This is a genomic window from Clostridium acetireducens DSM 10703, assembly GCF_001758365.1.
GTDB classification, from domain to species: Bacteria; Bacillota; Clostridia; order Clostridiales; family Clostridiaceae; genus Clostridium_C; species Clostridium_C acetireducens.
Map to the genome: position 1 here is coordinate 38,361 of NZ_LZFO01000011.1, position 18,126 is coordinate 56,486.

An 18,126-nucleotide genomic window follows, 5' to 3' on the forward strand; every position below is an offset into this window, starting at 1 on the left:
TTACCTCCTGCTTAGCTGTACAGCTTTTATTATTTCTTCTGCTATTTCATTTATTGGAAATACTCTATCTACTTTTCCTGTTTCAAAAGCAGCTTTAGGCATTCCGTATATAGTGCAGGTGGATTCATCTTCTGATAATGTTATTCCTCCTGCTTGTTTTACTTTTACCGTTCCATCAGCTCCGTCTTTTCCCATGCCTGTTAAAACTACACTTAATAAATTAGAACCATACACTTCTGAAGCAGATATAAATAATTTATCTACAGCAGGTCTTACTCCCCATACAGGTGGATCTTCATTTAAGTGAATTCTTTTGTCTTTTCCAACTTCCATGTGATATCCTCCTGGTGCTATATACACTACATCTTTAACTATTAAATCCCCGGATTTAGCTTCTACTACTTTTATTGGACTATTTGCATCTAATCTTTCTGCAAAAGCTTTTGTAAATCCTGCTGGCATATGTTGTACTACAAATACAGGTACATTAAATTTTTTTGGAAGACTAGTTATTACTTTATATAATGCTTTAGGACCTCCTGTTGAAGCTCCTATCACCACGGCTTCTATTGTTTTTTTATAATTACTACTTTTTATTTCTCTTTTTAAATCTTTTTCTTTTGTTAAATCTTTTTCTTTTATTGTGGATTTTTTTATTTCTTGCAAATTGTTTTTGTCTTTTAAACTAGCTAATCTTATTTTAGATACTAAATCTTCTTGTACTTTGTTTATATCTAAAGATATTGCTCCAGAGGGTTTAGCTAAAAAATCAAAAGCTCCATTAGCTAAACATTCCATAGTCATTTTAGGACCTTTAGATGAAACACTGCTTAGTACAATTACTGGTATTTGTATATATTTCTTTTTTAACTCCTTTAATGCAGTAATACCATCCATTTTGGGCATTTCTACATCTAAAGTTATTACATTGGGTTTATATTTGTTTAATTTATTCAAAAAATCTTCTCCGTTTTTAGCTGTAGTTATAACTTCCATATCTTCTTGAGAATTTATCATGTCTGATATTATTTTTCTCATTAAAGCTGAGTCATCTACCACTAAAACCTTTATCTTATGCATAATAAAATCACTCCATTATAATAAAAGCTATATTTCTTTTATTCCCTTACCTACAGTTTTTATTTGTACTACTCCATCCAATGCATCAATTATCATTGTTCTTCCATTATTTCCTCCTGTATCTTCTGATAAAATAGGTATAGAAAGACTTTTTAATTTTTCTTTTACTGCTTTTGCATTTCTATTTCCTATATCCATAATCATGCTTTTATCTGAAAATTTAAACATAGAGGCTCCACCAGCTATTTTAGCTTTTAAACTTCTTGTATTGGCTCCTTTTTCTTTCATTTTATCTATCAAAATTGGAATTGCTAAGTCTGCAAATTTTAATGGATTTGTTACTTTAGTAAATTGAGTACTGTTAGGAAGCATTATATGTGCTAATCCAGCTATTTTATTTACTTTGTCATATAAGGCTATGCCAATACAGGATCCTAAGCCTACTGTTATAATTTTATTTGGGGATTTAGTTACATTTAAATCTGCAATTCCAACTTTTATTTCTACTATCTCCATAATACGCACCTTTCAAATTAAATCATTTTTTTCTCTTCATCAGTGAGTATAGTGCTTAAATTTAAAAATATAATTATTTTACCTTCTATTTTTATAAGTCCTTTTATATATCTTTTGGATATACCTGCTACTATTTCTGGAGCTTCTTCCATATTTTTTACATTTACATCACTTACTTCTGAAACCACATCTACTATTATACCTATTTTATTATTTTCTTGTTTTGCTACTACTATTTTCGAATCCTTTTTTATTTCTCCCTCTTCAAAACCAAACCTTTTTGATAGAGATATTATTGGGAGTATAGTGCCGTGATAATTTATTACTCCTTCTACAAAAGAAGGTGAATCTGGAAGTTCTGTAGGCTCTTGATATCCTAATATTCTTTCAACTTCCATAATATCTGCAGCATAGTATTCATCATTTATGCTAAAAATTAATACTTTTAATTCCCTGGTTTCCATTTATATTCCTCCTATAATTTTAATCTATCTACTATAATATCTCCTTCACTATTTAAATAAGCATGTATATTTCTGCTTGGCACGTCTAATATAAATTTTCTATTTCCTATTATAAATACAGTATTTTGATAGGCTATATCTGCCCATATATGACCTTTTTCTTCTACTTGAAGTGTAGTAGCTACTCCTGCTTCGCTACCTATTACCTTAGCTTTTATTTCTTTTTTTGCCTTTATAGTGCCTCCTCTAGCTAAGCTTCTATCTTGAATAAAATATATTGAATTATTAGACTGAAGATTGGATACATATTCACCTTTTCCAGTAATTATTATATCTCCTGAACTAAATATTTTTGAATCTTGACAATAGGATATTTTAACATTTACTGGAATAGAAAGAGTTCCTTTAAGTATTGCCAACCTTTCTTCTATTAAAGTTAATGCTTCTTCTAGCTCCCCATAGTGCTTTATATTTATAGGTGCAATTCCCATTAATTTTTCTCTAATTAATTCTACTAATTCATCATCCTCTTTAAAGGTCTTTACCATATTTATATCTGCTATTATTTTTATGCATAATCTAGATATTTTTTTAAATTTATTTTCCATAAGTATTTTTATTATTTCGCCATCGTGCTTTTCTTGACCTAACAAGTTGAATTTTTTTATTTCTTCTACAGCAGCCATTAATTTTTTTAAAGCATCATACATATCTTGCAAATCTTTAATAGCTTTTATTTTTAATACATCTTCTCCTCCAGATTGTATTTTTGAAGCTATTATATTGCCTTTTACGTCTACATCGCCTCCAGCTTTTATATTAGCCCTTTCTATATCTTTCATTATGTTTATGGAACTTCCTGCTTCTACTTCCATTCCTTCTTTAACAGTTCCATGAATTATTATATCACCAATGAATTTGATATTTCCAGTCTTTATTTCCACATCTCCTGTAACTTCATGAACTTGATTTACATAAAATGAATTAGACCTCATACAGGGCTTTCCATCTATAGTTGCTATAACCTTGTTTTCCTCTACAGTACAACCTTCTCCTGCTTTTATAAAAATACTTTTTCCTGGCTTATGTTTTTTAACTTCTCCCATAATATTTATGCCATCTTTTCCTTCTTTGCCTTTTATTAACTCAGCTAAAACTTCTCCTTTTTTAACTGCTTCTACAGAACCTATACTTTTAAAATCTATTTTTCCTTCATTATCTTCTTCTAGCATTGTTATATCTTTATCCATAGCAAATTTTATTTCTATTTTATCATTTTCACCATTTTCCATATTTTCACCTTTAGCTACTAATATGTTATTGCTATCACTTTTTATAGCATTTTGTATATTTTTATCTATTATACCATATACTATGTGCATTTTGGATAATTCTTGTTTAATTTCTTGTAATGTATATTTAGGAGGGCAATTTTGCTCTATTACTTCTCCTTCTAGCAAAACAACTCTATTTTCATTTTTATCTTTTAAGTTATATACATTTTCTGGTGTATACTTTATTGTTAAATAAGCTTCCATTTTATTATTGCTAGTAACTACATTACATTCCCTAGTAGCTTTATTTTTTTCAAATTCCACTTCTATTTTGCTTTCTTCATAAACAGGAATTTTTCCAGATACTATTTTTCCATCTACAATTAACTTAACATTTTTATCTGGAACTATAAAGGCTGCTTCTCCTTCTTCTTTAGGATTTTTAACTATTATTTCACCACAGTCTATTTTCACACTTCCATCATTGCTGTGTTTTTCCTTTGGCTCCTCTACATTAGGTTTATGTTTTTTAGGTACTTTTACTTCTATAGTAATGGAACTTCTAAAAAATCCATTTTTTTCTTCTATTACTTTGTAATCAATATTTCCTTTAGGTATATTTAAATCCAAACTAGCTTTTTCTAAAACACTCTCTAAGGATTTACAGGTATATATTTTTGAAGTATATTCTTCTTTTAACAAAAATGCTCCCTCCTTAATTAAAACACAAATTTGAAACTATTTATATTAAATAACTACATATTTATATATTTATTAATAATTATACATTCAATAATAATCATACATTCATATATTTACTAAAAAAGTATACTTAAAATGCAGTATTTACATATACATTTTGTTTATCGTTTTTTTTGCACTATTCTTTATAATGTTTTGATGCACTGTACTTTTGATAAAAATACAATTTATATGTTATATTTAAGTATTCATTATTAAATTTAAAATTCCTTCTTTGTTTTGTAATTTAAAGTAAATATTTCATTAAAATTTATGTTTTTTTTAAATATAATATTATATAAGTTATTTAATAACTTGATTTTAAAATATATGCTCTAGAATTAAAGTAAAAAATTATTAAGTACAAAATTGTAATCTCCCTTGATTTCCAGATATTTTTTCACTTTATACATTGTTGCTTTAAATTGAGGTAATTTCAGATAAAAAACAATAGCACTTTAGTATAAATTTAGAGAAAAAATAATTGAAAATAAACTGTGTAAAAATAATAATACTAGTAGCATAAAGGAATTTTGTAAATAAGTCATTTCATTAAGACACTCTAAGAATAAAAAATAAAAAAACTCCTACCCAATTTATGCCCCGTCCTTGGGGCGGAAATTGGCTCATCACGTCCTGTGATGAATTACGGAGTTTTTTTATTTTTTATTTTAAGATTGTCTAAAATTCATTCTAATTATTTACAAAATTCCTTTATGCTACTAGTATTATTATTTTTACACAGTTTATTTTCAATTATTTTTTCTCTAAATTTATACTAAAGTGCTATTGTTTTTTATCTGAAATTATCCTAAATTAAAACATCTACAATATGTAGTAAATGTGAGAAATCAATGAACAAAAACCTACTTAAGAGCATAGGCTGGTGCTTTATTTAAGTCTAATTATACTTTTTTATATCTTCTTGTATTGCCTTATCAAAACCTGCCATTATAGATTTAATAACAGGATTTTCTGCGGATTTAAATTCCATATTATCTACTTTGTTTATTGGCAGTACTTTAGGTGATGTGCCTGATATAAATAATCCTTGTAATTTTTTTATATCATTATAGTGAAATTTCATTTCCTTCACTGTATAACCTAAGCTTTTACAAACTCTAATTATAAATTCCCTTGTAATTCCTGGAAGCACTGCTTCTACAGGAGAAGTTATTACATTCTTTCCTTCTATCATAAATATATTTGATCTACTTCCTTCAGTAATATAGCCCTGCCTATCTACTAAAATAGCTTCATAAACATTACATTTTTTAATTTCTTCATTTACAGCTGCTCTAAAATCTATATTTATAACTTTTGCATTAGGATTTTCTCTTTCACCATGATATAAAATAGTAGGTACTCCTTTTTCGTACTGCTGTTTTTCAGGATAATTATGCTTTAAAAAATATATAGCATAATTATTTTTACTGAATTTTTCTACTTGCTTTATGTAATTAAATACTATTTTAACATTACCATCTTTTACATTATTAATTTTTATTAAATTAAATATTTGCTCTTCTATTTGTTTTTCACTTACCCATAATTTTAAATTTACAATATCTGCGGAATTTTTAAGCCTTTGTATATGTTCTTTTAAAAATAAAGGTGCTCCATCTATCACCCTTAAAACCTCATATAAAGCTTTTCCTTTTTTTAATATATCCATATTGAATTGTTCTTTTTCCCTTACTTCACCATTTTCTATGAAATAATCTCTAAAGCACTCGTACATAAAAACTCATTCCTTTTCTTTGTTTTAATATTCTATATTTTTAGCTAACTATATTATACCACCTATTACATGATTTAAAAGTACTTTCTATTACATGTTATTGAAATAATTTCAGAGAAAAAATAATTAAAAATAAGTTGTATAAAAAAATATATTAAAATGGAAGGATTTTCAATAATAAAAATAGTATTAATATAATGTATAGTAAAATAATAAATAGGTGGGGTTTCATGGAAAAGGTCATTAAGAAAATAAAATCAATTAATAACAACAGCAATATTTGTATTTTTTGTATTGCCTTAATTATAATTTTATCTATTATTATAAATTCTGCTTCTATTAAAACTGAGTTGCATATTCATATTTTAATAGAATTAATTATTGCAATAGTAGGAATTTGTGTTTCAATTATAGTTTTTAATACTTATAAAATATGTGAAAATAATTATTTTACATTTATAGGCACTGCTTATGGATTTATATCTTTATTTTTATTAATGCAAACTATGCATTTTAATTCCTGTAATCAAACAGTAAATCACATTAACAATTTATCTATATTGGTGTTTATATTTAGAATGTATTTAGAAACAATTTCTCTATTAGTATCTTTTACATATTTAAATAAAAAAATAAATTTAAAGAAAACTTTAATAAGATATTTTATCATATTGGCTTTTATTATTTTATTGTTCATTTTTAGAAATAATTATAAATGGCTAAATGATCATAATTATTTAACCATTTACTGGAATATAAGCATAGGAATAGTATTTTACTTAAATATTATTATATTTTTTAAAGTTTTAAAATGCAAAAAAATTTTTAACAATAAAATTTTTAAATTAATGTACAATTTCATAGCTTTTAAAATAATAAGTTCACTTTGTTTTTTTATAATTCGTATGGGCACAAAGTATGGAGATTTATTTAATATAGCAGCTCATTTATTTAAATTGTTTTCTTATTTTTTACTTTATGAAGCAATAATAAAAAATGTGCTTAAAGTTCCTTTGGATACTATATTTAAAAATTTAAAAATAAAAAATGAAAAGTTAAATAATCAAAATTTAGAACTTAAAAAAGTCAAAAAAAAATTAAAAAAAAGCAGAGAAAATTACCAAGTGCTAGTAGAATCTATTCCAGAGGGAATAATACTTACAAAAGATTCCAAAATAAAATATATAAATAAAAGAATTTTGGAGTTAGTTGAATTAGAAAAAAAAGATTTGTTAATAGGAAAACCTATGGAGTATTTAGGAAATATATTAAATATATCAAAAACACTTAATAAAATAAATTTCTATGAAAAAGAAACTCAATCATTTTTTACAGAAAAGGAAATTTTAAGAAAAGATAATTCAAAAATAAATATAGAAATAGTATCTATACCTATAAAAAATAATAATGAAAAATATAATTTATATATAATAAGGGACATTACTGGAAGGAAAAGAGCAGAGCAAATTGAAAAAATATTAGAAATAGAAAAATTAACAGAAAAAATAAAAACAGAATTTTTCTCTAATTTATCACATGAGTTAAAAACTCCTGTAAATATATTATATAGTATTATTCAACTTAATGATGTACATATTGAAAGAAAAGATATAAAATCCATAAAAAAATACAATAAAGTTATGAAAAAAAATTGTTTTAGACTAATTAGACTTATTAACAATTTAATAGACATTACAGAAATATACGAAGGATTTTTAACTCCTAAATTTAGAAATTACAATATAGTAAATATAGTAGAAAACACTACATTGGCAGTATATTCATATATAAAAGATAAAAACATAGATATAATATTTGATACAGAAGTAGAAGAAAAATACATAAGATGTGATGCTGAATTAATAGAAAGAATAGTATTAAATTTACTATCTAATTCTGTAAAATACGGAAAAGAGCGTACATTTATTAAAGTTAATATATATGATAATAAAGATTTTATATTAATAAGTGTTAAAGATAACGGCATAGGTATTTCTAAAGAAAATCAAAAAAATATATTTAAGCCCTTTATGCAAGAAGATAAATCTTTAAATAGAAACAGAGAAGGTAGCGGCATAGGTCTTACTATAGCTAAATCTCTTGCAGAGCTACACGGTGGAACAATTTACTTAGAAAGCACTTTAGGTGTGGGAACAGAATTTATAGTTAAAATTCCAGTAGACCAGGCTTTAGAAGAAGCTTGTGCTGATATAGAAGTGAGTAACTATAAGAATATAATGGATAAAGTTTACATAGAATTTTCAGACATATATTTTTGAGTTAAGAGGTAAGAGTGAAGAGTTGTGGAGAATTTCAGAGAAAAAATAAAAAAACTCCGTAATTCATCACAGGACGTGATGAGCCAATTTCCGCCTCAAGGACGGGGCATAAATTGGGTAGGAGTTTTTTTGTTTTTTTTCTGAAATTATCTCAATTATATATTTTTCTGCTATTATTGCACTTTTAGTATTTTTCCATTTTTTATGTAAACTCTAGGCACTCTTTTGCTTATCATGCACATAATTTCGTAATTTATAGTGCCTAAAATTTTTGCTATATCATCTGCATCGAATTTTAAATTACCATCACTACCCATTAAAATAACTTCATCGCCTATATTAACAGGTCCTACATCTGTTAAATCCACCATGCATTGATCCATACATATGTTTCCAACTACTGGTGCAAATTTGCCATTAACAATGACTTTAGCCTTGCCAGATAGCATTCTAGTGTAACCATCAGCATAACCTACAGGAAGAGTTCCTATAACACTTTTTCTGCTTGTCCTAAACTTTCTACCATAACCTATATATTCACATTCATCTAAAGTTTTAATGTGGACTATATTTGCTTTTAAACTCATAACTCTTTTAATATCAATTTCACTTTTATTAACTTCATTAGAAGGATAATGTCCATAAAGAATTATTCCAGGTCTAACTCCTTCAAAATGGGTATTGGGAAGCTCCATAATAGCTGCACTATTAGCTATATTTCTAATTTTAATATTAACTCCTTTGGCAGTTAGACTATGGTAAAACCAATTAAATTTTTTTAACTGTTCATAAGAATATTGTTTGTCAATTTCATCTGCAGTGGAAAAATGAGAAAAAAGTCCTTCTATTTTTATGTTAGGAAGTTTGCTTATTTTATAACACTCTTCCACACTTTCTTTTTTAGGCAAAAATCCAATTCTCCCCATACCTGTATCTACTGCTAAGTGAATTTTTGTAATTTTACACTTTTCTTTAGAAATATTTGAAATTTCTAAAGCTTGTTTATAAGAAAACACCACAGTTTCAATATTGTTTTCTACTAATTTATCTAAAAGAGCAGTAGATGTAACACCTAAAACTAAAATAGCACAATTAATAGAAGACTGTCTTAGCTCTAAAGCTTCCTCTAATGTAGCCACCGCAAGACCTGTAGCCCCATTTTCTAAAAGCACTTTAGATATTTCAACAGCACCATGTCCATAAGCATTTGCCTTTACCACTGCAAAAATTTCATTGCAATTACATTTAGATTTTACACTTTTCATATTATAAGCTAAATTATCTAAATTAACTTCCTGCCAAACTAATCTATGATTCTTAAACATAACATAACCACCCTTAAAAAATTAATTATCTAAATTTAATATTAAAGTATTATGCATTAATATTTTAGAGCCACAGCATAGAAAAATTATATGCTCTGTGGTTATAATGTTTGATTAAATAAAAAATCATGATATAATTTGCAGATAAAAAATAATTAAAAATAATAATACTAGCAGCATAAAGCATTGTTACTGGGTGAGGGCATAAAGGAAGTTTGTAAATAATTTGAATGAATTTTAGACAGTCTTAGAAGAAAAAATAAAAAAACTCCGTAATTCATCACAGGACGTGATGAGCCAATTTCCGCCCCAAGGACGGGGCATAAATTGGGTAGGAGTTTTTTTATTTTTTATTCTTAGACTGTCTTAATGAAATGACTTATTTACAAACTTCCTTTATGCCCTCACCCAGTAACAATGCTTTATGCTGCTAGTATTATTATTTTTAATTATTTTTTATCTGCAAATTATATATGCTAATCTCAGCTCCAACTGCTACTCAAAATATGGACAAATGTATACATATTGAGATTATTACTGCTTCAACATACTCGTGCCTAAGCTACTACAGTTTGTATAGCAGTTTTCACTACAAGTAAACTACCTAACTTCGGTTTAAAGTATAAAATTTTAATAAAATCAAAAATTTTTCGTAATGCCCATGGAGAAAAATTCTCCAAAACTCTTCACTCTTAAATCTTAACTCTAAACTCCACAAAACATTATTTCCAATTTAACACTTCTATGCTGTCATGACCTTTTTTATAATTTATAAGATATGGATGTCCTACTAAATTAAATAGGGGTAAATCTGCAAGGGAATCTGAAAACATATAGGAATTTTTAAAATCTACTTCTATATTTTCTTCTTTTAAAACTTCCATAAGTCTATTTACTTTTTCATCTCCTTTGCAATTTGCTCCTTCTATTTCAGTTTTTATAACTCCATTTTCTATTTTAAATTTGGTACCTATAACCTTATCCACTTCTTTTATATTGTATAATTCCTTTAAATAAAACTCTGCTGAGGCAGATATTAAATAAACTTTATAACCTTGACTTTTTAATTTTTTCATAGTGTCTATGGCATCTTTATAAAATATTTTACTAAGTGTTTTTTCATAAAATTCTTTAACTATTTTCTCCATTTTCTTTTCTTCTATACCATCTACAAAAGCTAAAAAGTATTCTTTTGCTTTTCCAGCTTCAAAAATTTTAAATACATAAAAAAAAGCAGCTACAAGACTTCTTGGTATAAATCTTACTAATTTAGGGTCTTTTTTAAGCATGAATTTATAAAATTCTACTAATGTTTCTTTTTTAGTTAAAGTATAATCTACATCAAAAATAGCTAACTTTTCCACAATTATACCCTCCTGTTGTGTTTCTTATATAAAAATACTTATGTATATTTTACACTAGTTTTAAACACTACATTAAAAAAGGTGATGCTTACATCACCTTTTTATTACTCTTCTCCTGTAAGTTCTTCATAGTAAGCAGATGCTTCTTCAAATTCTTGGTCATCAGGAATTACAAGTTCTCCTTCTTCTCCTTCACCTACTATTTTAAATAAATAAACAGATTCATCTTCTGGATTTTGTACAAGCACATAGTCTGTATCCTTGTATCTGAAGCCATCTACCACTTCACAAGGAACTGTGTTTCCATTTTCATCTTCTAAGTCCACCATTATTGCTTCATGAGTTTCTTCTCCGCAACCGCATCCACAGTGTTCATCATGGCATTCATGATTTTCCTCACCGCAGCCACAGCTATTGATTTTTTCCTTATCCATTATTTACTACCTCCTTTTTGTCACATGGTATCATTTTACCCTTAATTATGATATTTTAAAAGTCTTTTTTTGAATTTCTATAAAAAACTTTCATTTATTTATAATATATTGTTATTTAACCACAATATCTTTAGATTTATTAATACTTCTAATTTAATTATGTGTAAATAGATTAATTGATATGCAATTTTTTTAGTTGAGATTTATTTAGTTAAGAGTTGAGAGTGAAGAGTGGAGAGTTTTGGAGAATTTTTCTCCATTGCATTGCGAAAAATTTTTGATTTTGTTTGTTATAATTTGGTTGTGTTAAGTAATTATGAAAACATAGCTTTATAAATCGCAAAATTACTATGTGATTTATTTTAAATAATAAAAATTATAAAATTAATATTTTGTTGCATAACAAAAAAGCCTATCTATTATACTTTTAAAAAATAAATAGACTTATATAAAGCGCTAGCGCTAGCCGTTAGGCAGCCAACAACCAATTATTTTTAGCTTTAACTGGATAACTAATTACAACCACTTCAGCTGGTGTTAAATCACGTAGTGAGGAATGATTGCGCACAAAGTTATAGTGAAATATAAATACTGATATTAATTTATTAGCACTATCAAAAGAGTTAAAGCCTTTTAAACCTTTATACCAAGACTTAAATGTTTTATTAAATGACTCAATAATATTGTTTGAAATCTCATCTTTAAAAGATTGTACCTTTATGTGAATAGTATTTTGAAATATCGACTTTATTGGAATATTGTATGATGGAAGCCTATCAGTAACTATGGCTCTAGGAGATCCTAGCTTCTTAGCATCATGAAACAGACTAAAAGCTTGTTTTGCATCTCTGTATGGAGATAGATGATAAGAAATAATTAGGCGACTTTCAGAGTCAATAACAAGCCATTAAAATAATATGGAGTGGGAAGCGCATACCCTTAAAATCAAGTTTACCTTTTATAGTGGTATTGCTTGAAGGGCTTATAATCGTAGGCTTCGCCACAAAAAAGCTATGATTAAATTTTTTATCGTTACAACGATAGTTAATATAATTTGAATAATTATGATGAATAAAGGTTTAAGATCTACTTGTATAAAAACTATTATGGGAGGTATAGAGTTTGAAAGACGCATATATGAATTTAAAACAGAGAATGGGAAAAAGCTTATAAGTTTTTATTAGATGAATATTTGCAAATGGATACAATAGGTCATATTTCAAGTAATTTAGTACAAAAATTAGGTTCTAAAATAGAAGAAAAAGAAGAAAGTAAGTGTTATCCTATACAACAAGCAAGTATACCATTTACAGGCTGCGCCATGACTAATGGAAGAAAATCAATACAAAGTTTTTTTCAAGAAAGAAGCTTTACTCAACTTATCCCGTTAATTTTTAAATTTCATATAAAAAATTAACGGGATAAGTGCGCCCTTTCGGGCTGCGGGCGAAGCCATTTTGGGACAAAATTTTCAACTGAATTTATAATGGAAAATTTAAAAAGTAAAATTGCCCACTTTAACTTGACACAAACTCTCTTTATGAGTCTAATCTTATTATTTTAAATTATTTTCCCTATCAAATTATAACAAACAAAATCACAAAATCAAAAATTTTTCGCAATGCAATGGAGAAAAATTCTCCAAAACTCTTCACTCTTCACTCTTAACTCTCAACTAAATAAATTTCAACTCTCAACTAAAAAAAGCTCCCAGGGAAAATTCCCTAGGAACTTTATAATCTATATATTATCTGCTTGCTAATTCTTTGTATTTTTCTACTCTTTCCTTAGCATCTTTTTGAGTCTTAGCATATAAAGCTTCTGCTTCTTCTGGGCAAGCTTTTTGTAATGAAGCGTATCTTACTTCGCCTAGTAAGAAGTCTTTGAATGCATCCCATTTTGGTTCTTTTGAATCTAATGCGAATGGATTCTTTCCAGCTTCTTTTAATTCTGGGTTAAATCTGTATAATGCCCAGTATCCACATTCAACAGCTGATTTTTGTTCTAATTGGCTGCAAGCCATTCCAACTTTTAATCCGTGGTTGATACATGGAGCATAAGCTATGATTAATGATGGTCCTGGATAAGCTTCAGCTTCAGTTATAGCTTTAACGAATTGATTCTTATCTGATCCCATAGCTACTTGTGCAACATATACGTAGCCATAGCTCATAGCCATCATACCAAGGTCTTTCTTCTTAGTTCTCTTACCTGCTGCTGCGAATTTAGCAACTGCTGCATTTGGAGTAGCTTTTGAAGATTGACCACCTGTATTTGAGTAAACTTCTGTATCAAATACGAATACATTTACGTCTTCTCCTGATGCAAGAACGTGGTCTAATCCGCCGTAACCGATATCGTAAGCCCAACCGTCTCCACCGAAGATCCATTGTGATTTCTTAATTAAGTAATCTTTCTTTTCTAAGATATTAGCTATGATTTCATTTCCTTTTGCTGCTTCAAGTAATGGTAATAATTTTTCTGTAGCAACTTTTGATTCTTCTCCAAGATCTTTGTTGTCATACCATTCTTTTAATGCTGCCTTTAAGTTAGCATCGATATCTGCATTAAGAGCTTCTTCAACAAATTCGATTAATCTAGCTCTTATGTGTTTAGCAGCTGTGTACATACCTAATCCAAATTGAGCGTTATCTTCGAATAATGAGTTAGCCCAAGCTGGACCTTTTCCTTCACTATTAGTTGTGTAAGGCATTGATGGTGCACTACCACCCCAGATTGATGTACATCCAGTAGCGTTAGCTATCATCATTCTGTCTCCGAATAATTGAGTTATAACTTTAGCGTATGAAGCTTCTCCACATCCACCGCATGCTCCGTTGAATTCAAGAAGTGGTTGTTCGAATTGGCTTCCTTTAACTGTCTTCTTGCTCATTGGATTGTCTTTTACGCTTAATTTCATTGAGTAATCAAAGTTGTCTTGTTCTTTTAATTGTTCTCCAAGTGGTTTCATAACTAAAGCTTTGTCTGGAGCTGGACATACTTGAGCACAGCTTCCGCATCCTGTACAGTCAAGTACACTTACTGAAAGTCTGAATTTCATTCCTTCAGCACCTTTTAATGCTTTAGGTTCAACAACATTGAATCCTTCTGGAGCGTTCTTAACTTCTTCTTCATTAGCTAAGAATGGTCTGATTACAGCATGAGGACATACAAATGCACATTGGTTACATTGTATACATTTATCTGGTTGCCATTCTGGAACGCTTATAGCTATTCCTCTCTTTTCGTAAGCAGCTGTTCCGCATGGGAATGTACCATCAACTAAATCCATCATTTTGCTTACAGGAAGTTTATCTCCTTCTTGTCTGTTCATTGGTTGAAGTATTTCTTTTATGAACTTAGGTACTTCTTTTTCTACCTTTGGTTCATCTTTAGCATCTTTCCAGCTAGCTGGAACATCTATCTTAACAGCTGAGTCAATTCCTCTGTCTATAGCTGCGTTGTTCATGTCAACAACTTTTTGACCTTTTTTACCGTAGGAAGTAACAACTGCGTCTTTTAAGTATTTAACAGCGTCTTCTACTGGGATTATGTTAGTTAGCTTAAAGAATGCTGCTTGACAAATCATGTTGATTCTTCCGCCAAGACCGATTTCTTGAGCTATTTTAACAGCGTTTAATGTGTAGAATTTGATGTTGTGTTTAGCTATGAATCTCTTCATGCTTGCTGGTAAGTTAGCTTCAACTTCTTCTGGGCTCCATACACAGTTTAATAAGAATGTACCACCATCTTTTAATCCTGCTAAAACATCATATTTATTAACATATGATTGGTTATGGCAAGCTACGAAGTCAGCGTGGCTTACTAGGTATGGTGATTTTATTGGTGATTTACCAAATCTTAAGTGAGATACTGTTATACCACCAGATTTCTTTGAGTCATATGCAAAGTAAGCTTGTGCATACATATCTGTTTTGTCACCGATGATTTTGATAGCACTCTTGTTAGCACCAACAGTACCGTCTGATCCTAATCCCCAGAATTGACATTCTACAGTTCCTTCTGGAGTTGTAGCTATTTCTTCTCCTACTTCTAATGATCTGTTAGTAACGTCATCTATAATACCTACTGTGAAGTTATCTTTTGGAGCAGCTGCATTTAAGTTTTCATATACTGCAACCATTTGAGCTGGAGTAGTATCTTTTGAACCTAATCCATAAATACCGCCAACGATTTCTGGTTGATTTTCTTTTCCGTAGAAAGCATTCTTAACATCTAGGTATAATGGTAATCCTGCTGCACCTTGTTCTTTAGTTCTATCTAAAACAGCAACTTTCTTAACTGTTTTTGGTATATATTTAAAGAAGTGTTCTATTGAGAATGGTCTATATAAGTGAACTTTTAAGAAACCAACTTTTTCACCTTTAGCCATTAAGTAATCAACAGTTTCTTCTAATACGTCACATATTGAACCCATAGCAACTATGATTCTGTCTGCATCTTCTGCTCCATAGTATGTAAATAGGTCATAGTGTCTTCCTGTAATTTTGCTTATTTCTTTCATGTAACCTTCAACTATTGCTGGAAGTTCTTCATAGAATTTGTTTGCAGCTTCAATTCCTTGGAAGTAAATATCTGGGTTTTGAGCTGTACCTCTAGTTACTGGATGTTCTGGGTTTAAAGCTTTAGCTTTGAATTCTTTAACTGCATCCATATCTATTAATGGTTTTAATTCTTCATAGTCTATAACTTCAATTTTTTGAATTTCGTGAGAAGTTCTGAATCCATCGAAGAAGTTTAAGAATGGAACTCTTCCTTTAATAGCTGATAAGTGAGCTACTGCTGATAAGTCCATAACTTCTTGAACGCTAGTTTCAGCTAATAGGGCAAATCCTGTTGCTCTTGTAGCCATAACGTCTTGATGGTCACCGAATATTGATAATGCGTGTGGTGATAATGCTCTAGCTGATACGTGGAATACGCCTGGTAGACGTTCTCCAGCAATTTTGTACATGTTTGGTATCATTAAAAGAAGACCTTGTGATGCTGTGTAAGTAGTAGTTAAAGCTCCTCCTTGAAGTGAACCGTGAACTGCACCTGCAGCACCTGCTTCTGATTCCATTTCAACAACTTTTACTTTTTGTCCAAAAAGGTTTAATCTACCTTGAGCAGTCCATTCGTCAACGTGCTCTGCCATAGGTGATGATGGCGTTATTGGGAATATTGCTGCTACTTCAGTAAATGCATATGAAATATGCGCTGCAGCGGTATTTCCATCCATAGTTTTCATCTTTCTCATGTAAAAATACCTTCTTTCTAAATAAAATTTTTTATGTGAAGTTTTATGACTAAAAGCCACAAAACTTGTAAACTTGTTTTTCTACTTTTTATTCCAAATTTTTTGTAAAAAATATTTATTGTAAAATTTAGAACTTTTTTCGTAATGCTTTACAGCACTATTAAAATTAAATGCTTGTCTTTAACAATTAAAGGATGTACCAAATACACTCCATAAATTACTAAAATTAAAGCAATAATAGTATAAACAAATAATTAAACTTTTTCAAGTTTTTTATTTACTTTTATAATTTCATATTTTATTGTCCTTCATTATTTAATATACACTAAATATTTCATTCTGTAAATGAAAATGTTAATTTTTAAAGGTTAAAATTCACAATTAATTCATTAAAACTATTGTTTTCTTATTCTTTTATAAAATTACTGAATAATTTATGTGATGATTTTATTTTAAATTATTTATTTTAAGCTGATTTTATCAATTAGATTAACTATTAAATCTACTGCATTTTTAAGTGAGCTTTTTTCCATAGATTTTATATATTTATTTCTATTGTTATATAAATAATTTAACTTTTCTATAATAATATTTTTGCTTAATTCTTCTTCTTCTATAACTAAACTATAACCGTTTTTTTTGAAAGAATTTGCGTTTAATATTTGATCTCCTCTGCTGGATTTTTTAGATAAAGGTATTAGTATATTTGGCTTTTTAAGAGCTATTAATTCAAATATAACATTAGCTCCTGCCCTTGAAATAACAAAATCTGCTCCATTCATAAAGTGTGGTAACTCTTCTTTTACATATTCAAATTGTTTGTAACCTATTTCATTTTTTAGGCTATTATCTAAGTTGTTTTTTCCACAAATATGAATTATATCATATTTCGCCAACAATTCTTTTAAGCTTTGTCTAATTATGTCATTTATAAATTTAGAGCCTAAGCTTCCTCCTATAACTAAAAGTATAGGTTTATCACCTTTAAAATTGCATATTTCCAAACACTTAATTTTGCTACCTTTAAATAATTCTTCTCTTATAGGAGTTCCTGTAAGTACTGCTTTATTTTTATTTATGTTTTCTGTACATTCAGGAAAAGTAACACAAACATTAGTACAAAAAGGAGTAGATATTTTATTTGCAAGTCCTGGAGTAATATCTGATTCGTGAGCTATTACAGGAACTTTGTTTAAATAACCTGCTATAACTACAGGTACAGAAACAAATCCTCCTTTTGAAAATATAATATTAGGTTTTTCTTTTTTTATTATTTTATACGCTTGAAATATACCTTTTACAACTTTAAAAGGATCTGTTAAGTTTTTTATATCTATATATCTTCTAAGTTTTCCGCTTTCTATTATGTGATATTTAATTTTTTCTTCTTCTATAATCTTTCTTTCTATACCATTTTCAGTACCTATATATTGTATTTCGTATTTCATTTCTTTTAATTTAGGTATTAAAGCTAAGTTTGGTGTAACGTGTCCTGCTGATCCTCCACCAGTCATTATTATTTTTTTCAAAAGAATCCTTCCCTTCTTTTTATGTTGCTAAATATATTATTTATAGTACATTCCTTATAATACTATATGCAAAAATTTTTTAAAAGAAAATACATATACTATTTTTATAAAAATACTTT

Annotated in this window: 12 protein-coding genes and 1 pseudogene; 2 read left to right on the forward strand and 11 right to left on the reverse strand. The window is 28.4% G+C overall.

Annotated elements, in window-relative coordinates; genetic code table 11:
- The 5 genes from CLOACE_RS05065 to CLOACE_RS05085 form a co-directional block, all read right to left on the reverse strand.
- Positions 1 to 1,080 carry a protein-glutamate methylesterase/protein-glutamine glutaminase gene (locus CLOACE_RS05065; RefSeq protein WP_070109954.1) on the reverse strand — a complete coding sequence of 360 codons (1,080 nt, stop codon included), beginning with the start codon at positions 1,078 to 1,080 and terminating at the stop codon, positions 1 to 3.
- Between the two features lie 27 nt (positions 1,081 to 1,107).
- Positions 1,108 to 1,596 (reverse strand): chemotaxis protein CheD, encoded by a 489-nt coding sequence (locus CLOACE_RS05070; protein ID WP_070109955.1) that lies wholly within the window; start codon positions 1,594 to 1,596, stop codon positions 1,108 to 1,110.
- Positions 1,597 to 1,613: 17 nt separating this feature from the next.
- Positions 1,614 to 2,060, reverse strand: a complete 447-nt coding sequence (locus tag CLOACE_RS05075) for a chemotaxis protein CheW (protein ID WP_070109956.1) — start codon at positions 2,058 to 2,060, stop codon at positions 1,614 to 1,616.
- Between the two features lie 11 nt (positions 2,061 to 2,071).
- Positions 2,072 to 4,036, reverse strand: coding sequence for a DUF342 domain-containing protein (locus tag CLOACE_RS05080; protein ID WP_070109957.1), 1,965 nt, complete (start codon positions 4,034 to 4,036; stop codon positions 2,072 to 2,074).
- Between the two features lie 940 nt (positions 4,037 to 4,976).
- The gene (locus CLOACE_RS05085; RefSeq protein WP_070109958.1) at positions 4,977 to 5,816 is read right to left on the reverse strand and encodes an aminotransferase class IV; all 840 of its coding nucleotides are present in this window, start codon (positions 5,814 to 5,816) and stop codon (positions 4,977 to 4,979) included.
- Between the two features lie 230 nt (positions 5,817 to 6,046).
- Between CLOACE_RS05085 and CLOACE_RS05090 the strand changes: the two genes are divergently transcribed.
- Positions 6,047 to 8,095 carry an MASE3 domain-containing sensor histidine kinase gene (locus tag CLOACE_RS05090; RefSeq protein ID WP_070109959.1) on the forward strand — a complete coding sequence of 683 codons (2,049 nt, stop codon included), beginning with the start codon at positions 6,047 to 6,049 and terminating at the stop codon, positions 8,093 to 8,095.
- 173 nt (positions 8,096 to 8,268) lie between these two features.
- On the opposite strand, the gene alr is transcribed toward CLOACE_RS05090, so the two are convergent.
- The 4 genes and pseudogenes from alr to CLOACE_RS05110 all read right to left on the reverse strand — a co-directional run.
- Positions 8,269 to 9,420: an alanine racemase gene (gene alr / locus CLOACE_RS05095; RefSeq protein WP_070109960.1), complete on the reverse strand. Its 1,152-nt coding sequence runs from the start codon at positions 9,418 to 9,420 to the stop codon at positions 8,269 to 8,271.
- Positions 9,421 to 10,142: 722 nt separating this feature from the next.
- Positions 10,143 to 10,784 carry an HAD-IB family hydrolase gene (locus CLOACE_RS05100; RefSeq protein WP_070109961.1) on the reverse strand — a complete coding sequence of 214 codons (642 nt, stop codon included), beginning with the start codon at positions 10,782 to 10,784 and terminating at the stop codon, positions 10,143 to 10,145.
- Positions 10,785 to 10,888: 104 nt separating this feature from the next.
- Entirely contained in the window at positions 10,889 to 11,218 is a 330-nt protein-coding gene (locus CLOACE_RS05105; protein ID WP_070109962.1) for a DUF1292 domain-containing protein, read from the reverse strand.
- A gap of 469 nt (positions 11,219 to 11,687) precedes the next feature.
- Positions 11,688 to 12,297 (reverse strand): annotated as a pseudogene (locus tag CLOACE_RS05110) (DDE-type integrase/transposase/recombinase); the annotation flags it as partial.
- 119 nt (positions 12,298 to 12,416) lie between these two features.
- Between CLOACE_RS05110 and CLOACE_RS05115 the strand changes: the two are divergent.
- Positions 12,417 to 12,635: a hypothetical protein gene (locus CLOACE_RS05115; protein WP_070109963.1), complete on the forward strand. Its 219-nt coding sequence runs from the start codon at positions 12,417 to 12,419 to the stop codon at positions 12,633 to 12,635.
- 330 nt (positions 12,636 to 12,965) lie between these two features.
- Here CLOACE_RS05115 and nifJ read toward each other — a convergent pair whose 3' ends face one another.
- Together nifJ and CLOACE_RS05125 are read right to left on the reverse strand one after the other, a co-directional pair.
- On the reverse strand, positions 12,966 to 16,478 hold the full coding sequence (nifJ, locus tag CLOACE_RS05120; RefSeq protein ID WP_070109964.1) for a pyruvate:ferredoxin (flavodoxin) oxidoreductase: 3,513 nt from the start codon (positions 16,476 to 16,478) through the stop codon (positions 12,966 to 12,968).
- Between the two features lie 461 nt (positions 16,479 to 16,939).
- A complete protein-coding gene (locus tag CLOACE_RS05125) occupies positions 16,940 to 17,992 on the reverse strand; it encodes an undecaprenyldiphospho-muramoylpentapeptide beta-N-acetylglucosaminyltransferase (RefSeq protein ID WP_084027556.1) in 1,053 nt (350 codons plus the stop codon).
- Positions 17,993 to 18,126: the final 134 nt, after the last annotated feature.

Coding starts and splice junctions, on each gene's coding strand:
- CLOACE_RS05105 (WP_070109962.1), bottom strand. CDS start 11,218: ATGGATAAGGAAAAAATCAATAGCTGTGGCTGCGGTGAGGAAAATCAT.
- nifJ (WP_070109964.1), bottom strand. CDS start 16,478: ATGAGAAAGATGAAAACTATGGATGGAAATACCGCTGCAGCGCATATT.
- alr (WP_070109960.1), bottom strand. CDS start 9,420: ATGTTTAAGAATCATAGATTAGTTTGGCAGGAAGTTAATTTAGATAAT.
- CLOACE_RS05070 (WP_070109955.1), bottom strand. CDS start 1,596: ATGGAGATAGTAGAAATAAAAGTTGGAATTGCAGATTTAAATGTAACT.
- CLOACE_RS05115 (WP_070109963.1), top strand. CDS start 12,417: ATGGATACAATAGGTCATATTTCAAGTAATTTAGTACAAAAATTAGGT.
- CLOACE_RS05065 (WP_070109954.1), bottom strand. CDS start 1,080: ATGCATAAGATAAAGGTTTTAGTGGTAGATGACTCAGCTTTAATGAGA.
- CLOACE_RS05090 (WP_070109959.1), top strand. CDS start 6,047: ATGGAAAAGGTCATTAAGAAAATAAAATCAATTAATAACAACAGCAAT.
- CLOACE_RS05085 (WP_070109958.1), bottom strand. CDS start 5,816: ATGTACGAGTGCTTTAGAGATTATTTCATAGAAAATGGTGAAGTAAGG.
- CLOACE_RS05125 (WP_084027556.1), bottom strand. CDS start 17,992: ATGACTGGTGGAGGATCAGCAGGACACGTTACACCAAACTTAGCTTTA.
- CLOACE_RS05075 (WP_070109956.1), bottom strand. CDS start 2,060: ATGGAAACCAGGGAATTAAAAGTATTAATTTTTAGCATAAATGATGAA.